This window comes from Lacimicrobium sp. SS2-24 (assembly GCF_002201535.1).
Lineage (GTDB): Bacteria > Pseudomonadota > Gammaproteobacteria > Enterobacterales > Alteromonadaceae > Lacimicrobium.
On the sequence record NZ_NIWW01000006.1, the window covers coordinates 34,446 to 54,390 of the forward strand.

At 50.3% G+C, this 19,945-nt stretch carries 14 protein-coding genes and 2 tRNA genes; 6 read left to right on the forward strand and 10 right to left on the reverse strand.

From position 1 onward, the window contains the following. Nucleotides 1-14 precede the first annotated feature (14 nt). Nucleotides 15-1,418, reverse strand: coding sequence for a glutamate--tRNA ligase (gene gltX, locus CCY32_RS11095; RefSeq protein ID WP_088330706.1), 1,404 nt, complete (start codon nt 1,416-1,418; stop codon nt 15-17). A 221-nt stretch (nt 1,419-1,639) separates the two neighbouring features. Between gltX and CCY32_RS11100 the strand changes: the two genes are divergently transcribed. From CCY32_RS11100 to CCY32_RS11125, 6 genes are all read left to right on the forward strand, one after another. After that, nucleotides 1,640-1,715, forward strand: a tRNA-Val gene (locus tag CCY32_RS11100). Between the two features lie 130 nt (nt 1,716-1,845). Beyond that, nucleotides 1,846-1,921 (forward strand) — tRNA-Val (locus CCY32_RS11105). A 282-nt stretch (nt 1,922-2,203) separates the two neighbouring features. Then, nucleotides 2,204-3,826 carry a response regulator gene (locus CCY32_RS11110; protein WP_088330708.1) on the forward strand — a complete coding sequence of 541 codons (1,623 nt, stop codon included), beginning with the start codon at nt 2,204-2,206 and terminating at the stop codon, nt 3,824-3,826. A 24-nt stretch (nt 3,827-3,850) separates the two neighbouring features. Next, nucleotides 3,851-5,665: an ABC transporter ATP-binding protein/permease gene (locus tag CCY32_RS11115; protein WP_088330710.1), complete on the forward strand. Its 1,815-nt coding sequence runs from the start codon at nt 3,851-3,853 to the stop codon at nt 5,663-5,665. Continuing rightward, nucleotides 5,665-5,874 (forward strand): DUF3820 family protein, encoded by a 210-nt coding sequence (locus tag CCY32_RS11120; protein WP_088331040.1) that lies wholly within the window; start codon nt 5,665-5,667, stop codon nt 5,872-5,874. Before CCY32_RS11115 ends, CCY32_RS11120 begins: the two co-directional genes overlap by 1 nt. Nucleotides 5,875-5,906: 32 nt before the next feature. Continuing rightward, on the forward strand, nt 5,907-6,296 hold the full coding sequence (locus tag CCY32_RS11125) for a hypothetical protein (protein WP_088330712.1): 390 nt from the start codon (nt 5,907-5,909) through the stop codon (nt 6,294-6,296). A gap of 5 nt (nt 6,297-6,301) precedes the next feature. Here CCY32_RS11125 and CCY32_RS11130 read toward each other — a convergent pair whose 3' ends face one another. The 9 genes from CCY32_RS11130 to carB form a co-directional block, all read right to left on the reverse strand. Then, nucleotides 6,302-7,648 (reverse strand): ABC transporter permease, encoded by a 1,347-nt coding sequence (locus CCY32_RS11130; protein WP_088330714.1) that lies wholly within the window; start codon nt 7,646-7,648, stop codon nt 6,302-6,304. Beyond that, nucleotides 7,642-8,316 (reverse strand): ABC transporter ATP-binding protein, encoded by a 675-nt coding sequence (locus tag CCY32_RS11135; RefSeq protein ID WP_088330716.1) that lies wholly within the window; start codon nt 8,314-8,316, stop codon nt 7,642-7,644. Before CCY32_RS11135 ends, CCY32_RS11130 begins: the two co-directional genes overlap by 7 nt. Before the next feature lie 229 nt (nt 8,317-8,545). Then, a complete protein-coding gene (locus CCY32_RS11140) occupies nt 8,546-8,755 on the reverse strand; it encodes a cold-shock protein (protein ID WP_088330718.1) in 210 nt (69 codons plus the stop codon). 244 nt (nt 8,756-8,999) lie between these two features. After that, nucleotides 9,000-10,007, reverse strand: coding sequence for a GTP-binding protein (locus CCY32_RS11145; protein ID WP_246840600.1), 1,008 nt, complete (start codon nt 10,005-10,007; stop codon nt 9,000-9,002). An 11-nt stretch (nt 10,008-10,018) separates the two neighbouring features. Continuing rightward, nucleotides 10,019-11,914, reverse strand: coding sequence for a PhoX family phosphatase (locus CCY32_RS11150; protein WP_088330720.1), 1,896 nt, complete (start codon nt 11,912-11,914; stop codon nt 10,019-10,021). Between the two features lie 151 nt (nt 11,915-12,065). Continuing rightward, nucleotides 12,066-13,265 (reverse strand): chromate efflux transporter, encoded by a 1,200-nt coding sequence (gene chrA / locus CCY32_RS11155; protein WP_210401734.1) that lies wholly within the window; start codon nt 13,263-13,265, stop codon nt 12,066-12,068. Nucleotides 13,266-13,450: 185 nt separating this feature from the next. Beyond that, nucleotides 13,451-15,949, reverse strand: coding sequence for a TonB-dependent receptor (locus CCY32_RS11160; protein ID WP_088330722.1), 2,499 nt, complete (start codon nt 15,947-15,949; stop codon nt 13,451-13,453). A gap of 287 nt (nt 15,950-16,236) precedes the next feature. Continuing rightward, complete coding sequence (greA, locus tag CCY32_RS11165; RefSeq protein ID WP_088330724.1) at nt 16,237-16,713, reverse strand: transcription elongation factor GreA; 477 nt, start codon at nt 16,711-16,713, stop codon at nt 16,237-16,239. Then, entirely contained in the window at nt 16,713-19,934 is a 3,222-nt protein-coding gene (gene carB / locus CCY32_RS11170; protein WP_088330726.1) for a carbamoyl-phosphate synthase large subunit, read from the reverse strand. The genes greA and carB overlap by 1 nt, the downstream gene beginning before the upstream one ends. Between the last annotated feature and the right edge of the window lie 11 nt (nt 19,935-19,945).

A 19,945-nucleotide genomic window follows, 5' to 3' on the forward strand; every position in this document is an offset into this window, starting at 1 on the left:
TGTCAACGCTTTTTTTAAGAATTTTCTCTGTTTGCTATATAATTGAGCGCTTTGTCTAAACGCTGTTCAACTTGCTCAATAGTCAACAAATTCAAGGTGATATCTAAAGAAGGTGAGTTACCAGAACCGGTGACCGCCACCCTCAATGGCATACCTACTTTGCCCATCCCGACGCCGAGTTCTTCAGCCGTTTCATTGATGGCCTGATGCAACATCTCTGGTGACCATGTCTCAATGGATAGCAGCTTGGTTTTTACCGTTTCCAGAGCTTCTCTTGCCACCGGACGCAAGTGTTTTTTAGCCGCCTTGTCATCAAACGCTTCAAAGTCCTCATAGAAATAGCGACTCACCTCAGCCAATTCTTTGAGGGTTTTAATACGATCCGCTTGAATCGCTATCACCTTTTCCAGTGCCGGCCCCGTGCTGGTATCAATGCCCTGTTGCTGGAAATGCCACTGTGCATGCTTGGCCACCTCTGTTGCAGGCAGTGACTTTATATAATGCTGATTAAGCCAGATGAGCTTTTCGGTATTAAAGGCCGACGCCGATTGACCAATATCATCCAGACTGAAATGTTCAATCATTTCTTCAACACTAAAGATTTCCTGATCACCGTGTGACCAACCCAGCCTCACCAGATAGTTGAGCAGCGCCTGGGGCAAAAAGCCGTCATCACGGTATTGCATCACACCGACAGCACCATGACGTTTTGACAGCTTCTTACCATCGTCCCCTAAAATCATCGACACATGGGCATATTCAGGAATAGGAGCGTCCAGAGCCTTAAGAATATTTATTTGTCTGGGGGTATTATTGATGTGATCTTCACCACGTACTACATGGGATATCCCCATATCCCAATCATCCACCACAACGCAAAAGTTATAGGTGGGTGTACCATCGGTACGCTGTATGATGAGATCATCCAGCTCATTGTTACTGATTTCGATGCGGCCGCGGATATGATCTTCAATCACCACACTCCCCTGCTGCGGATTTTTAAAGCGAATAACATAGTCACCCGCCTGCTCCGCAGCATCACGACACTTACCATCGTACTTAGGCTTCAGTCCTTGCTCCATCTGAGCTTCACGAAGTTTTTCCAGTCGCTCCTTGGAGCAATAGCATTTGTACGCTTTACCTTCGTCCAGTAACTTCTGGATGACTTCCTTGTAACGGTCAAAACGCTTGGTTTGATAATAAGGCCCCTCGTCCCAACACAAACCCAGCCATTCCATTCCCTCGAGGATGGCATCAATGGCAGCCTGAGTAGAACGCTCTATATCTGTGTCTTCAATTCTCAGAACGAATTTTCCGCCCTGGCTTTTTGCATAAAGCCATGAATAGAGTGCTGTTCTTGCACCGCCTACATGAAGATAGCCGGTTGGGCTGGGTGCGAAACGGGTAACCACTGTCATTGTTTGTTCATTCCTGATTAATAATATTTGTTGTACTGCTGACGCATTTTACCAGCCTTACCCGCCGCAATACAGGACAACAAGAGCATGCTTTTTAGTCGCCTTGTGTGCTTTTTACCCACTTGGTCGTTATTTTTAAAAATAGAGTTGACAGCTTTCACTGCCTCCCTATAATACGCCTCCACTTGCCGAGGATAACAACGCAAGATAACGCTACGGACGGATGGTTAGCTCAGCTGGGAGAGCACCGCCCTTACAAGGCGGGGGTCACTGGTTCGAACCCAGTACCATCCACCAATCTCCGGGCTTGTTGTGATACAAAAAGTGAATATTGCCTACAATGGTCACTTTCATTACAACAAAGGCTACTGACGACAAAACAGTAGCATCCCGTAAGTGCCGTAATGTTAAAAACGATTCTTTCCCTGGATGGTTAGCTCAGCTGGGAGAGCACCGCCCTTACAAGGCGGGGGTCACTGGTTCGAACCCAGTACCATCCACCACTTCCTGTATATTACCTAATTAGACTCGATGCGTTCTTCGGTGCCGGCACCGCCCGTTCTCTTTAGTTACACCGTGCATAAACTCCATACAGGGTCATACGCTCTTTTCATTGCCGACTAAATACCGGTTTTCACACAGCTCAGAATCCCCATGTAATGCCGACTTCAACCATTCATCTACCCTGAAAAACAGCTAATTCGCGGCTAATTTCGTCTTTTTCCTTATTTCCCCGGCGCAATCTACGATAAACTAGCTAAAGCATTGTGATTTTTAGACGAGTTATGGACGCGAAACTGGCTTCATCATGTAAGGTATTGATCGTTGATGATCAGGCTCTGGCACAGGGATATATGAAATATGCACTGGATGAGCTGGGTCTGCGAAACGTGATTTATGCCGATAAAGCCACCAGTGCCCTTAAATATGTTGAAGAAGACCACTTTGATCTGATTATCTGCTCTTACAACCTGAAAAAAGATCAGGATGGCTACTACCTCTACGACCAGTTAAAAAGCACCAATGCCCTCCCCTTAAGCACAGCATTTGTATTTATCAGTGCCGATACCAGCTCTGAATTAGTCCACAGCATTATCGAATTGCAGCCTGATGACTTTCTCGCCAAACCATTCAGCGTCAAAGACCTCGATAAACGCCTGAGTCGGGTACTCAAGCGTAAGCGTGCTTTGCGTAAGGTCTATCAGTTGATGGAAAAAGATGAGCTGAATCAGGCACTGGATGAAGTCGAAGAATTTCTGATGACGCCCGCCAATGCAGAGTTTTTCCCACTGGCATTAAAAACTAAAGGCGAGCTGTTACTCGCCTGTGGCATGAATGAGCAAGCCAGAGAATTTTATCGAGCCATCATCAACGTGCAACCCTTTACCTGGGCGCAGTTGGGCCTGGTGAATGCCTTGATCAAGCTTGATGAAGATGACGAGGCAGAGAAATTGATTCTACAACTGGCCTTCAAGCCCGATTCTCAGCTAATGGCTTATGATCTCCTCTACGGTCTTAACGTGAAACAAGAAGACTTCGAGTCGGCCCTGGAGACGGTGCTGATGGCTGCTGAGATTTCACCGCGAAATTTGCGTCGTCACAATGCTGCCATTGCACTATCGCGGCTGACTCATGATTACGAAATCCAGTTTGAAGCCGCCAAGCGTATCGTCAAGTTTGCCAAGCACTCCATTCATGATAAACCGCAGAATTATATCAATGTGGCCAGGGCCGGCATTGATTACGCCATGACCGCCGACGACAAAGACACCGCCAACCTGTTAAAGCAAGCTAACGATTACATTCGCCAGTTCAAAGTGGCCTTCCCAAAGGCCGAGTTACAAGAACAGATGAAAGTGATCAACGCCAGGCTGCTCTATATTCAGGATGAGAAAGAAAAAGCACGGGCCTTAGTCGAACAACTCAGTTCAGACTCCCTTGAAACCGATGACTTTGAAGATCTGTTGGATAAAGCCAAAGTCTTTCACGCACTGGGTATGCATGAAAAAAGCCTGCAGGTACTGGATGAGATAGAGCAGCGGTGTCAGCGTCACCCTGAGCAAGGCGAACTTTTCCTGCGTTACATAAAGCAAGAGAAGAAAGAAAAAGCCACGATTAAACAAACTCCCAAAGAACTCAACAACAGCGCCGTGGAATACTATCAGACGGGTGAACTCGATAATGCCATGCGCAGCTTCCGCCAGGCCTACACACTGATGCCAAAGAATGCGTCCATTGCACTGAATCTACTGCAGGCCATTGTCATGAAAGCCAAAGAGCAGGGCATTTCCGAAAGTGCCAATACCGTCGTCAAACGCTGTATCAGCACCATCGAGAATGGCGCCCTTAACGAAGAGCAGGAACAACGTTACCTCAGGGTAAAGTCGTTTTTGCAGGAAGTGGTGTAGTGCCCCAGCCAATCAGCGGTTTGTATGCGTCGTAACAAATTCCCCGTCGATCCTGATCAACCCGTTCCCTGGTCCGTTATCTGGCAATTATTGCCCTATCTTCGCGAATTCAAAGGCCGAATTGCCCTCGCCCTGTTGTGTCTGGTCGGGGCAAAACTGGCCAGTGTCGGTATGCCATTCGTGCTCAAACATGTGGTCGATGACCTTAACCTGGAGCGTACCGCAGACGCCATTCTGGCCGTGCCGTTAATGCTGATCCTGGCCTATGGCCTGCTACGGTTGTTCAATGTGTTGTTTGGTGAAATTCGCGACACCCTGTTTGGCCGCGTCACAGAGCGGGCCATGCGCAGGATTGGCCTGCAGGTATTCCAGCATTTGCATCGGCTTGATCTCGACTTCCACCTCAACCGCCAGACCGGCGGACTCTCCCGTGACATTGAACGTGGCACCACGGGCATCGGCTTTTTGATGCGTTTTATGGTGTTTAACATTGTGCCCACGTTGCTGGAAATAGGCATGGTAGTGGGCCTGCTGTTTTATCATTATGGCGTCAGTTTCGCGGTGATCATCCTAAGCGCGGTCATTTTCTATGTCGGTTTTTCGGTAAAAGCCACACACTGGCGTACTCAATATGTCCGCGAAGTCAATCAGGCTGACTCATCCACCAATTCCCGAGCCATTGACAGCTTACTCAACTATGAAACCGTTAAATACTTCAATAATGAGGCGTACGAAGCCCGGCGTTATGATCAGGACTTAGCCGGGTGGGAGCAGGCCAGACGCAAGAATCGCCTGTCGTTATTCGTGTTAAACGGTGGTCAGGCTTTTGTCATCGCCAGTGCCATGACCGCCATGATGTTAATGGCAGCAAACGGCGTGGCCAATGGCACCATGACAATCGGTGACTTCGTACTCATTAACGCCTTCACTATGCAGATTTTTATGCCCCTTAACTTTCTCGGCTTTGTGTATCGTGAAATTCGGGGGGCACTGGCCAATATCGAAAACCTGTTTAAGCTGATGGACAAACACCCTGGCATTGATGATGTTGAAAATGCCCCAAAACTCAAGGTTACAGATGCCGAAATTCGCTTTGAGCATGTGCACTTTGGCTACCGTTCTGATCGCACCATTCTTAAAGATATCAGCTTTACCGTTCGCTCAGGACAGAAAGTCGCCATTGTAGGGGAATCCGGCGCCGGCAAGTCCACCCTGATAAAATTGCTGTTTCGCTTCTACGATCCCAACGAAGGGCAGATACGCATCGACAATCAAAATATCAAAATGGTGTCACAACATTCGCTCAGGCAGGCCATTGGTATCGTCCCTCAGGACACCGTGCTGTTTAATGACAGCATTTTCGAAAATATACGTTACGCGCGGCCCGATGCCAGTGAACAGGAGGTGCTTGAGGCGATTAACATGGCACACCTGGATCATTTTATTGCCTCTTTACCCGAAGGACATCAGACCCTGGTTGGTGAGCGCGGCCTGAAACTCTCTGGCGGAGAGAAGCAGCGTGTTGCCATTGCCCGGGTAATCCTAAAACGCCCACCCATATTGTTGTTTGACGAAGCCACCTCCTCTCTCGACAGTCAGTCAGAACGTGCCATTCTCGATGCTTTTAAAGCTGTATCCAGCGGCCATACCAGTCTGGTGATCGCGCACCGGTTATCCACCGTAATAGATGCAGACAATATTCTGGTGATGAGCGATGGCAAAATAGTGGAGCAAGGAGATCATCAGTCACTGCTTATGCAAAATGGCTACTACGCCCGCTTATGGCATGCTCAGCAGCATCAGCGACAGCAGCGCAACGAGAGTGAGGAGCAGCCATGATGCAAAGCCGTGACCTGCTTGATGCCATAAATCAGACCATGCCCTTTGGCAAATATGCGGGCCGTAAACTGCTTGAGTTGCCGGAGCCCTATCTGGTCTGGTTTGCCAGTAAAGGCTTTCCTGAGGGAAGACTAGGAGAACAGCTGGCGCTCATCCATGAGGTTAAAGTTAATGGTCTGGAGACCATGCTTCGTCCTCTGCTCCGATAAACCATAAACTCTGACGTCACAAGTGTTTTATCATGCCAAGCCATTCACGAAGACCCTATCAGATTCGTAAAAGCGGTATTAAAGACAAGAATATCGATCGCCAGATTCTTGTTTTGCACAAGGCCATGCTGGATAAGCTGGTCAAGCAACCTGCATTACTTGAGCAGGTCATCTCGACGCTGGAACAACGCAAACAATCCGGCCGACTGCGACATGGTGCCTATCTGACCTGGTATTGCGCATTGGAGCAGATTGATCGTGATCCTGCTCTTATGTATCGCACCTTGCTCGAAGACAGTCCGCGCATGCGAAAGCTCAGACGCAGCACACCACTGGTAGGGATCCTTAACGAGACAGAAAGACAGCAGGCACTGGCGGAAAGTGCCTGCGGCATCCTGGATATCGACGCGCTGCTCAGTTAACTCGCTCAGGCACTGACGCTTAACCCCCGGACAAGGGCCCGGCGATAGGACAGCCATGCTGGAATCAGGGCCAATACGGCGGCCAGTAACACGATTAACCCCAGATACCCAAGCGTAGAAAGGGAAAACGGTAAGGCACTGATAAACAACCCATACTGACTGACAAGCCAACCATCCAGACCGACCAGCACGGCCGCCAACACAAGGTATCCCAGCACGGCCCCGGACAGGGCAATCAAGATCGCCTCAAGCTCAATGATCAGCACCACAAAACTGGCGTGAGCCCCAATAGCGCGCAACACCGCAATCTCTCTTTCCCGCTCACGCATTGAAGCCAACAGCATCGTCGTCATCCCCAACATGCTGGCAATCAGCACCAGCAGGGCAATCAACGCTAACGCCCGCTCGACCATCCCCATCATCTGCCACAACTGCGATAATGCCACTCCGGGAATGATTCCCAGCAGCGCTTCCTGCTCGTACTGGTTCACTTTACGCTGAAACGTCAGCACACCAATCCGTGACGTTAATCCTACCAGTACCGCACTGACAGATTCCGGTTCCAGCTCTTCATGCTCACCAGAGTGGTTCGTCTGAGACGGTGCAGTGTCATGCTGATCGTGGTCGTGATCATGGTCATGAGACGGTCCATGATCATGTTGATGTTCCTCAGGTGCCGGTTTAGATGACAACCCACGCGTTAAGGACGGCCTCGCTGGCTGTTGATGTATCGCTTCAATAGCGCCCAGTGACACATGCACAGTCTGATCAACTGGCGTGCCGGTCGCCGCAAGAATGCCGGAGACAGTGAACGGATGCGCATCATGATGGGTAAAACTGACATCACCGGTGCCATGAGAAATAACAATTTCGTCACCCACCTTATAGCCAAGTCGTGCGGCTACCTCAGCCCCTACCACCGCCTGCATTGTCGTTTCAAACACGCCACCACGTTGAAGTTTAAGCGGCTGTGACTGACCATATTTAAAATGCTCAAAATACTCAGCGGTGGTGCCCATTACCCGGTATCCCTTGTGAGAATCCCCCAGAGAAATCGGCACTGTCCATGCTACTTCAGGAGAAGTTTTCAATTGCTGATAACTGCTCCAGGAAATATTGTTGGTCGGATTGCCAATACGAAACACGGAATACAGCAATAGATTGGTGGGACCTGTTCTGGCGCCTACGATCAAATCGACACCGGATACTGTGCGGCTAAAGCTGGTTTTCATCTCATTTTTAAGGTGGTCCACACCCAGAATAATAAAGGTGCTGACAGCAATAGAGATAACCGTCAGCAGCACCGTCAACCTGCGACTGAATAAACTGGCCTTTGCGAGACTGATTAACATGTTGCCACCTCGTCATGTTGACTCAGTTGCAACAAGCTTTGCTGTTGGTCAAAGTGCCCTGCCAGGGTTTTGTCATGACTGACAAACACCACTGTGGCCTGATTTTTTTCACAACACTGCAATAACAAATCAACGAATTGATCGCGCAGTTCAGTGTCCAGTGCAGAGGTTGGCTCATCGGCAATAATAATTTCCGGGTGATTGAGCAGTGCCCTGGCAACCGCAACGCGTTGTTGCTGCCCCACACTTAACTCGCCTGCGGGTCGCGCCAGCACCGCTGAATCCAGCTCAAGCTGTGCGGTAATCTGCTCAAGGTGCCCTGCCCCCGGAGCGCTGCCACCGAAGTAGGCGGCCAGCAAGATATTCTGTCGGACGGACAAGTAAGGCAACAGGTTAAACTGCTGAAAAATCACCCCGATATGTCGCGCACGAAAGCGATCCCGCGCTCCCGGCTTAAGACAGGTCAGATCTTCAGATAACACCCTGACGTGACCTCGCTGAGGCACCAGAATGCCACACAGCAGATTCAATAAGGTGGATTTACCACTGCCGGATGGTCCATATAAGAAAACTTTCTCCCCTTTATTAACCTGCCAGTGATGAATATTCAGAACCGGTTGTTGTTGCCAGGCAAACTGTACCTTGTCGAGTTGGATTACCGCTGTCATTGCATCTCGCTACCCGTTAATTTGTTATAATATAACCTTAATACCCAGCCAAAGGTCAATACAGAACAGCAAACACGGCGCATTATCATCAAAAACAAAAAAAGGGGAGGACAGAAGCATGTTAGCGGGGAGAGGAAAAACGTTGCGTTGGCTGAAAAAACAAAAAGCCGCTGAAATCAGCGGCTTTTTTCGTATTCGTCATTTGGCTTGTAAACAAGCCTGTCAGAATTTACTGGGGTACTACGTTAACGGCCTGAGGACCTTTTTGACCTTGTTCTACTTCAAAAGAAACAGATTGGCCTTCTACCAGAGTTTTGAATCCTTCACCAGAGATAGCGCGGAAGTGTACAAACACGTCCTTGCTGCTGTCAGCAGGAGTAATGAAACCAAAACCTTTATCTTCGTTAAACCACTTAACGGTACCAGTTGTTTTTGACATTTAAGTCTCCAAAAAACATATATATATAACTAACGCTCACCACGTAATGTGATGAGTAATAATGCCTGCGAATCGGATTAATTATTTGGGCAACACGCAAAGACTTAATGACAAAAACGTTTGAGGTAAATGTAGCAATAGATCTTAAAGCATAACTATGTTGTAAATAACAGGTCTGACGCTGCAGGCCGGGATATACAATAACAGCTTTTCCCCCGTTGTACAGCTTTAAATAGCAATTCCACTAAATACTTCGGGGCTTAATCAGACTTTGCAGCGCCCCCTGAAGGCTGTCAACATCACAGGCGTGTTCACTGATGCATTCGACACGACTATCAAGCCCTTCAGAAAGCGCATTTGTACTGAGCACACCATCGGCCTGATTAAACACATACCAGCCCTTATCTGTCAGCAAAATCGCTTTGACACGCTGTACATCTAATCCCATAAAAAACGACATCACGCCGTTAAAATCAAAGCAGCTACCAAGGGAAAATATCCAACCAAAAGTGTAAAAACCATCACTTTGGCGCTGACGACAAATGACCCCCTGGGCTGGCGCCTGAAGTGTCTCCAGTAGTGCTTGTGCTGGCTCTGCGTCTGCTGGAGCAGTTTCGAACAGCCGTTGCTGAAACTGTGCTTTAGGCACTAACCAGTCGAGTTTTACCTCTCCCTGCACCACCCGGTTAATTTCCCCCTGATAGCCCAGTTCCTGAGCGAGCTGTGCCAAAGAGGCAAAATCGCCCTCTGTACAAACATCCGCTTTATTGGCAACTAAGCAGTCAGCGACCTCAATCTGCTGGCGAAAAATGGGATGTTCGGTATAACGTGAATCTGATACTTTTCGCGCATCAACCAGCGTCAGTGTCTGGCGCAGTTCCAGAACGCCTCGATAATGCGCTGCACTTAAGCTTTGTAAAATCTCCAGCGGATGGCCGAGTCCGGTGGGCTCAATGAGCAGCCGATCAGGCTGACTTTGTGCCAGCAACAGATTGAGTGCAATTTGCATTGGCAAACCGGACGTGCAGCACATGCAGCCCCCGGGCACTTCCTTGATATATAACTGCTTGTTGTCACCACTCTCTCTGAGCAGACTGCCATCGATACCCACCTCACCGAATTCATTCACCAGCACCGCCCAGGTTTCACCCTCGGGTTTCGTAGTCAGTAAATGACGTATTGCCGTTGACTTCCCCACTCCCAAAAAGCCGGTAATAATATTCGTGGGTACGGCCTTCTGTATAATTTTCATCATTGTCCCTGTTAACTGCCTACCCGACCGCCGCCGTCTTTTGTTATCACCACCACAGAGGGCCTTGGTGGCATATTGGGGTCATAATCGGGCCAGCGGGTGGTCGGTTTCTCAAAACTGCTTTTGTCTCCGGGATGCTGCACCGAACAAAATAAATTCTCAGAGTCAGGGGTAAAAAAGGGCCCGCACAATTCTGCACCTACCGGTGTGCGTAAAAAGCGCTTGGTCAGTGCCCGGCGCTCCCCCTCTACCTCACAAGCCCAGATGCCATCGGCTACCTGGTGCTGCTCTGCACCGTCTGTGGCTATCCACAGATTTCCCAGCTTATCAAACGCACAGTTATCCGGGTTGGCCAGCCAGCCATTTTCACTGATATCCGGGTGGTACTGGGTACCCGGTGCACCTTTGCGACCCGCAATCAAAAACATCTCCCAGCTAAACCGCTCGGCACTATGATCGCCATCCGGGGGGATAAGCTCCAGAATCTGACCATCGCGGTTCTTCGCCCGGGGGTTGGGTCCGTCTGTCTGCGCCGCGGTACGCCGACTGTTATTGGTTAACATGACATAAACCTGTCCATTGGCCGGATTTACTTCCACATCCTCTGGCCTGTCCATGGGCGTGGCGGCTAATAAATCCGCTGCTTTTCGACAATCCAGCAACACATCGCCCTGACTGTTAAAGCCATTTTCAGTAGTCAGCGGGCCTTGTCCAAAGACCATGGGCAGCCAGGTTAGCGTGCCGTCATCTGAAAAGCGCGCACAATAAAGGGTGCCATCATCCAGCAGATCCATGTTGGCCCGGCGATTATCCTGCTGATACTTACCCTTGCTGATAAATTTATACAGATATTCAAACTGTTCATCATCACCACTGTACGCCACAACATGGCCGTCATGATTGATGAATACGTATGCTCCCTCGTGTTTATAGCGGCCCAGTACCGTGCGCTTCTTTGGCACAGATTGAGGGTCAAACGGGTCAATTTCCACTACCCAGCCCACATGCAATGGCTCTGCGGGTGTCTGGCGCATATCCCAGCGTTCAAAATGCCGTGACCAACTGCCTCGATGCTCAGTTTTCATGCCAAAGCGCTGGTAATTTTCCTGCTCGCCTGAATCGGTGAAATCTCCTGCAAAGTAAAAATCCACGTTTTCTTCGCCGGTCAGGATTGTGCCCCAGGGCGTAACACCGCCGGCACAGTTGCCATAGGTACCCAATGTGCGCACCCCATCTGGGCTGTCGGAAGTAATAAGACGGGAACTACCGGCAGCGGGGCCGGTCATCTGCATTTCGGTTAAAGGTGTAATACGACGGTTATATGCCGAATCGAGCACGGGCTGCCACTGACCATCGGCCTTTTTGCGAATTTCCACCACACTCAGGCCATGGGCCATCATGTCATTCAGGCTTTTTTCTTTATCCAGTTGATGGCGCCCCGGTGACCCGGGGTACATCATACTCGGACGGGTGTACTCATGATTAACCACCAACAGTCCCTGATCGGAATGATCACTTCCTAGTGGCAACGGCACAAACCCAATAAAGTCATTGTTATAGCCAAATTGTTTGCTCTGACGATCAGGGGTTTGTGCATAAGGGTCAAATTCTGGTACATCACTGAAAAGTGGATCACCCCAGCTTAGCAGTACCTGCGCGTTGTAACCCTGGGCCACAGCCAGGTGCGGATCCAAACCGTGGGGCAATTCCTTAAATGTTAATGAGCCTGCGGCGACATCATTCTTGCCAGCGACATTATTACCGCCTGGTATTCCACACCCGGCCAGCATTAACGCAGAGCCGCCAAGTCCCAGGCCTTTGAGCGCCTGTCGCCTGGAGATTCTGGCGGCAAGAATATCGGCAAAAATCAATGCAGTATTCTTCTGTTTAGGCTGTTTTTCTGACATGCAAATTCTCTATTTATAAAATGGTACCTGGCTTACACCAATCTCAGTCTGAGGTCAGATAGTGACACCACCGTGACAGGCATAAAGTCTGCTGAGCTTATCTGACCTGCACCCAGTCGCATTGGTTTGGTATTAACGTATCCCTGACGCATCAATGCCAGCCCAGCCCTGCCGCAATCGCACAAAACAGCACCACCAGATAGGGCGGCACTTTCCAGAACATCAACATGACAAACGCCAGCAATGCCAGAGAAAAATCCAGCGCCGTGAGTATTCCGCTTTGCCAGACTGGCTGATAAAAGGCCGCCAGCAGAATGCCAACCACGGCCGCATTAATCCCCTTAAGCGCCTGCTGTACCGCAGAAAAGTGGCTAAGCGCTGACCAGAAAGGTAACGCCCCAAACACTAATAAAAATGCAGGAACAAATATGGCGATCAGTGCCACCGATGCGCCGACCAGGCCGGAAACCGGTCCATCAGAGGCACCACCGAGAAAGGCCGCAAAGGTAAATAATGGTCCGGGTACGGCTTGTGCAGCGCCATATCCGGCCAGAAAAGTGTCATTGCTGACCATACCTGTTGGTACCACTTCGGCCTGTAACAGTGGCAACACCACATGCCCTCCACCGAAGACCAGCGCCCCGGCGCGGTAAAAGCGATCGATCAACTCCAGTATTGGGGAGCTGGTACTTGTTGCCAACAGCGGCAGCAATCCCAAGAGCAAAAAGAACATCAGCAAAAAGATGCCACCGGCCCGTTTACTCAGTGGCACGGTCAGAACATCATGTTGCTGATGATGACTGGCACCCCCCAATAACCACCATCCTGCCAGCCCGCCAATGGCAATGAGTATCATCTGAGCCCCCACACCCGGTGCTATCAGTAACACCACCGCCGATAGCACGGCGATGCTGATACGGGGTCGATCCGGACACAGATTACGGCTCATACCCCAAAGCGCCTGTGCGACCACCGCCACGGCCACCACTTTGAGACCATGCAGCCAGTCGCTGCCAAGGTATTGCGTGATCTGTCCTGAATAAAGCGCAAAAAGCAACATCAATACAGCGGATGGCAGGGTAAAACCCAGCCAGCATGCGAGGGCTCCGCGTATGCCTCCCCACTGCAGCCCCAAACCTATCCCCACCTGACTGCTGGCAGGACCGGGCATAAACTGACACAGGGCGACTAGCTCTGCATAGGCCTGCTCACTCAGCCACTTTCGCTTCTCAACAAATTCGTGCCGAAAGTAGCCCAGGTGTGCCACCGGGCCACCAAAGCTGGTCAGTCCCAGACGCAAAAAAACGCCCAGCAATGTAAAAAAGCCAACCTTTACCTGTCGTTCAGACACGTCCAATCCTATATCTTGTTAAGATCTGCTGATGAATAGACTAAGGCAGTCTTCTGAGGAAAGGCAAGGGACAAAAAAGGTGGCCTGGGCCACCTTTTATAACGTTACACATTTAACCGCTACACTACCGGCTTATGTGTCGCCCGGAAAACGCTTCGTCATCCCTATGCAGCGTCTTTTCAGGCTTAAAAATAACCCCGTACGCCCACAGCCAATGACCTGCCAGGTAAGGGGGCAATATCTTTTAAGAAGGACGTGTGCACGCGCGCCTCTTCGTCGGTAAGGTTGCTACCTTTAAGATAAAATGCCAGCTCATTCCCACCAACAGGCACATGGTAGGTGACATTTGCATCCAGCAGCGTATAACCGCTTGTTTCGCTCTCCAGTTCAGCGGTCTTATCCTGCTTGAAATAGCGTGTCAGACCAATATCCGCACTCACCTGTTCATATTCATAATTCAGCCTGGCGGCCAGTCGTAAAGGTGGAATTCGCGGCAGGTCTCCTCCCTGCTTCAGGCGCGCACGAATATAATCGCCCTGCACCACCAGTTTAAGCGGTGCACTGATTTGCCAGTTAACCTGCGCTTCAAATCCGTGTAAGACAACGTCTTCCTGTGCGAATAAATAGACCGGCAACTCGTCGGCATGCAGCTCCTCTTCAGCGCCATGCTCTTCTTCCTCATGAGCGTGCTCTTCCTCTTCGTGCTCATGTCCGTCACCGGCAAACAGCCCCGTGGCCTGCTGGTAATAAAAGTCATCGGCCTGGTTATAAAACGCATTTAAGACAAAGCCTAAATCACCACTGACCTTGCGCAAACTGATATCCAGGTTGGTGGATGTTTCAAGCTCCACATCGTTGTCACTGACACTGAGAAAACGTTCACCCTCTTCTTCCACTAATTCGAAAATCGCACCCACTTCAAAGCTATTGGTGCCAATATGAGGACCAAACGAGAATAATTCCGCTGCCGATGGCGCCCGTTGAGAACGGGATAAGGACACTGCCATGTTATAACCCGGATGAAAATCCCAGACTAACCCTGCCGACAAACTATAGGGGGTGAAATCCTTCGATGAGGTAAAGAATTCTGCGACTTCATCGCCGTGCTCGTCCTCATGACCCGGTTCATCTTCATGAACCTCATCATCATGATGCACCTCATCGCCGTGCACAGCAGACTCAGGGAAACGCACCTGGTCTGCATTGATTTCAACGTGCTCAATTCTGGCACCTAGCTGTACCAGCACATCACCGAAATGCCGTTCTTCCATCCATCCAAGTGCTAACATTTCGGTGTCAGAGGGCGGAGAGAATGCCTCATCGCCCTGCGCCTCAAAGTCACTTTGCTTATAATGCAGACTCAGGCCACCACGCCAGTTGTGATAATGCTTATGCAGCAGCTCAATTCTGGCCTCTTTACTGGTGTTTTTGAATAAGGTCCCTATCTGACCATCTTCTACTTCTGCGTGTTGATAGTCGGTGTAGGCAAACTTACTGTTGATGCCACTGATAAAAGCATGATCGAAGCTCAGCTCACTGAGAATCTGTACTCTATCCTGCTTCATATCGGCATACACTGACTCCTCCATCTCGTCAGTATGGCCATGTTCGTCTTCATGATCTTCTTCATGTCCGTGCTCTTCACCGTGAGCATGGCCGGGAATACCGTACTCACGCTCGAGACGACCGTACGAGAAACCCACAAAACCATTGTCTAACAGGTAGCTGCTACCTAAGGTGAACCCCTTGGATTCTGATGCCGTATTCTCTACCGTGCCATAGCCACCTTCTTCGTCATGATGCTCGTGCTCATCATGTTCTGATTCGGTTTCTGCGTGTCCGGGGATGCGGTAATCATCGTTTTCACGCCAGAAGCCATCCACATACACCCCCACATTGTCGGTGCCGGTATTCAGTGATGCTGACATCAGCTTCTGATTATTGACAGAATCTCGTTCCAGAGTTGCTTCGCCGCGGGTCAGGGTATCTTTAGGTACGCGGTTATCCACCACATTCACCACACCACCGATAGCGCCACTGCCATAGAACAGCGTTGATGGACCACGCAGTACTTCAATCTGTGTCGCCGTGCTGGCTTCAGCAGCTGTGACATGATCCGGACCCACTCTGGAGGCATCTCCTGCCCCCAGACCGTTTTGCGTAATCATAACTCTGGGACCGTCCAGTCCACGAATGATGGGGCTGCTGGCCACTGACGCATAAAAGTTGCTGTGCACGCCGACTTCATTTTTCAGCGTATCTCCCAGTGTGGCCGCCTGACGCATTCTCAGGTTATCTCCGGCGAGCACACTAACAGGTATGGAAGATTCCAGTGCCGATGAATGAAAAGGGGTGGCGGTCACATCCACCACTTCCATACTGGTATTGATCATCGTCAGATTGAGGTTGCTCAGTCCCGTTTCAGGTACCTCTACATCCGTATTTAAGTGTGCGAAACGGGGGGCTGACAGATGCAACTCGAGTGTACCGCTGCGCACCTTATCAAACTGGAAGCGCCCCTGGTTATCGGTGGTTTGCGTCAGGTTAGTGCCCATAATCTGCACTTTGGCCCCCACTACCGGTAAGCCATCGGCATCACTAATTTTCCCCGCCAGAGTCTGTGCCAATGCATAAGGCGTTAACAGCGTACCCAGGGTGGCCGCCAATACGGTTAGCTTTTTCATCGCGCTCCCAACAATGTTATATCGTAACGATTAAAGTTTTCCTTTGTTACCAACGTGGCGCAGGCGTGCCAGTCAGGCATAAGGAAAGGGTTTAGAATGCGATGATGTTATATTATAACATTCCGGTAATTCAACCGTTTTTTGCCAAATCTGATAAAAAGTCGAAATACGGGGATGGATGACTCAAAACGAATGGATATGAGTAAAAATGAGCTGCGTGAATATCAGCGCATTAACAAAAAAACGGCGCTCACTGGCGCCGTTTTGTCATTAACTCCGAGACGAAATCAGACGTATTTCACATCAATAATCTCAAATTCCACCATACCGGCCGGGGTTTTAATTGGCACCACATCGTCAAGTTCTTTACCAATTAAGCCCCGTGCGATGGGCGAGTTCACTGAAATCATATTCTGCTTCAGGTCAGCCTCATCATCGCCAACGATCCGATAAGTGGTTTCTTCATCTGTATCCACATTCAACAGCGTGACTGTGGTTCCGAAGATCACCTTACCGGTATTAGGCAATTTCGTGACATCAATGATCTGCGCATTGGACAGCTTGCCCTCAATGTCCTGAATGCGCCCTTCACAAAACGCCTGCTGTTCACGGGCGGCATGGTACTCAGCGTTCTCTTTGAGATCACCATGTTCGCGCGCCTCGGCGATCGCCTGAATAATTTGCGGTCGCTTGACCGATTTCAGTTCGTTCAGCTCTTTGCGCAACATGTCTGCGCCTTTCGCTGTCATAGGAATGGATTGCATTAACGGGTTACTCTCTCATGTAGTTCTTGTAATGAATTAACACGTGCCCGGTCATCGGCCTCCTGTGCATTCATCGTGGCAAATGCTGCGTTCATTGTGGTGGTATATGCCACTTTATTCAATAACGCTTCACGCCTGATATACACAGAGTCATTGATGGCCTGTCGGCCTTCCGTCGTATTAATAATGTAGCAGTACTCACCATTTTTGATCGCATCAACGATGTTCGGGCGTCCTTCTGCCAATTTGTTTACCACCGCACAATCGAGTCCGGCTTCGTTGAGCACTAATGCTGTGCCCTTGGTGGCCTCCAGCTTAAAGCCTTTTGCCTGCATGGCTTTGGCCAGCTCAATCACACGACGTTTATCTGTCTCACGCACCGACAGCAGGGCCTTGCCCTGTCTTGGCAAAGGTGCGCCAGCACCCAGGTTCGCCTTGGCATAGGCTTCTTCAAAGCTTTCGCCAACGCCCATGACCTCACCGGTACTGCGCATTTCAGGACCAAGCAGCGGATCCACGCCCTGGAATTTCGCGAAGGGAATCACCACCTCTTTTACCGAGTAATACGGTGGGATCACCTCGTCTGTCAGACCTTGTTCCGCCAGGCTCTGACCGGCCATGGCCCGGGCAGCAATTTTTGCCAGTGGCACACCCGTCGCCTTGGATACAAACGGAATGGTACGGGCGGCACGGGGGTTTACCTCAATCAGATAGACTTCGCCGTCTTTCACCGCAAACTGCGTATTCATCAGGCCCACAACGCCAAGCTCCAGAGCCATAGCCCGCACCTGGTCACGCATCTTGTCCTGAATTGCCTGAGGTAACGAATAAGGCGGTAATGAACAGGCGGAGTCACCGGAGTGCACACCGGCTTGTTCAATGTGCTCCATGATACCACCCATGACCACGGTCTTACCGTCACTGACCGCGTCAACATCCACTTCGATGGCGTCATCCAGGAAACGGTCTAACAGCACCGGGGATTCATTAGACACTTTAACGGCCTCATTGAGGTAACGTTTTAAGTCTTTGACATCATAGACAATTTCCATGGCCCGTCCACCCAATACATAAGAAGGGCGAACCACCAGCGGAAAACCAATGGTTTTGGCCTGCTCAATGGCTTGATCAATATTGCTGACCGTCGCATTCGCAGGTTGCTTAAGGTTCAGTTTGTGCACCATCTGCAAAAAGCGCTCGCGATCTTCAGCCCGGTCAATGGCATCTGGCGTTGTGCCGATAATGGGTACACCATTGGCTTCCAGCGCACGGGCCAGCTTCAGCGGTGTCTGACCGCCATACTGAACGATGACGCCTTTGGGTTTCTCAACCCGCACGATTTCCAGCACATCTTCCAGTGTCACCGGCTCAAAATATAAGCGATCTGAGGTGTCATAATCGGTTGAAACGGTTTCCGGGTTACAGTTGACCATAATGGTTTCATAACCGTCTTCGCGCATCGCAAGCGCGGCATGCACACAACAATAGTCAAACTCAATGCCCTGACCGATACGGTTCGGACCGCCACCGAGCACCATAATCTTGTCACGGTTGCTGGGGTCGGCTTCGCACTCTTCATCGTAAGTGGAATACATATAGGCGGTACTGGTGGCAAACTCAGCCGCACAGGTATCCACACGTTTATAAACCGGATTTATACCCATGTCATGACGCTGACTGCGTACATCGGCTTCAGCCACACCGAGAATATCGGCGAGTCGCTCGTCAGAGAACCCTTTACGTTTGAGGGTACGCATCATGTCGGAATCAATACCAGACAGACCTAGCTTTTCGACTTGCTCTTCGAGTCGCACCAGCTCCTCAATCTGCACCAGGAACCAGGGATCGATATTGGTAAGTTCGAACACCTCCTGCACGCTCATTCCCATACGGAAAGCGTCGGCCATATACCACAGACGCTCTGCACCGGCTTCGCGCAGCTCCCGTACTATCTTCGTGCGGGCGTCGGAGTCGGACAAATCCACGACCGGGTCGAAGCCAGACACACTCAGTTCGAGTCCACGAATTGCCTTTTGCAAAGACTCCTGCTGATTACGTCCAATGGCCATCACCTCTCCCACAGATTTCATCTGCGTGGTGAGGCGATCATTAGATCCGGCGAACTTTTCAAAATTAAAACGAGGAATTTTGGTAACCACATAATCGATGGCCGGCTCAAAGGATGCCGGTGTAAGACCGCCTGTGATTTCATTCGACAATTCATCCAGCGTATAACCCACGGCAAGTTTCGCCGCCACTTTGGCGATGGGGAAACCCGTGGCTTTTGAAGCCAATGCCGAAGAGCGTGACACCCGTGGATTCATTTCAATGATCACCAGACGTCCGGTTTCAGGATCCACACCAAACTGTACGTTGGAACCACCGGTTTCTACGCCGATTTCACGCAACACCGCTAGCGCTGCATTACGCATGATCTGGAATTCTTTGTCGGTCAGGGTCTGTGCAGGCGCAACGGTAATCGAATCACCGGTGTGAATACCCATCGGATCGATGTTTTCGATGGTACACACGATAATACAGTTATCGTTCTTATCCCGCACCACTTCCATTTCGTACTCTTTCCAGCCGATTAACGACTCATCAATGAGCAATTCTTTGGTGGGCGACAAGTCCAGACCACGACGACAGATTTCTTCAAACTCTTCAACGTTGTAGGCAATACCGCCACCGGTGCCGCCCATGGTAAACGAGGGGCGGATAATACAGGGGAAGCCTATACGACTGAGCACGTCGTGCGCCTGTTCCATGCTTTGCGCGATCTCTGCTCTGGGGCATTCCAGGCCGATGGCTTTCATGGCCTGATCAAAACGGTCACGGTCTTCAGCTTTATCGATGGCATCGGCCGTGGCACCAATCATCTCAACATTGAATTCTTCCAGTACACCGTGTTTATCCAGTTCCAGCGCACAGTTAAGCGCCGTTTGCCCGCCCATTGTCGGCAGCACCGCATCCGGGCGCTCTTTTTCAATGATTTTCTTCACCACTTCCCAGTGAATAGGCTCGATGTAGGTGGCATCAGCCATTTCCGGGTCAGTCATGATAGTGGCCGGGTTAGAGTTAACCAGTATCACCCGGTACCCCTCTTCACGCAGTGCTTTACAGGCTTGCGCCCCGGAATAGTCAAATTCACAGGCCTGGCCGATAACAATGGGACCAGCGCCTAAGATAAGAATACTTTGTATGTCTGTACGTTTTGGCATGCTCTTCCCCG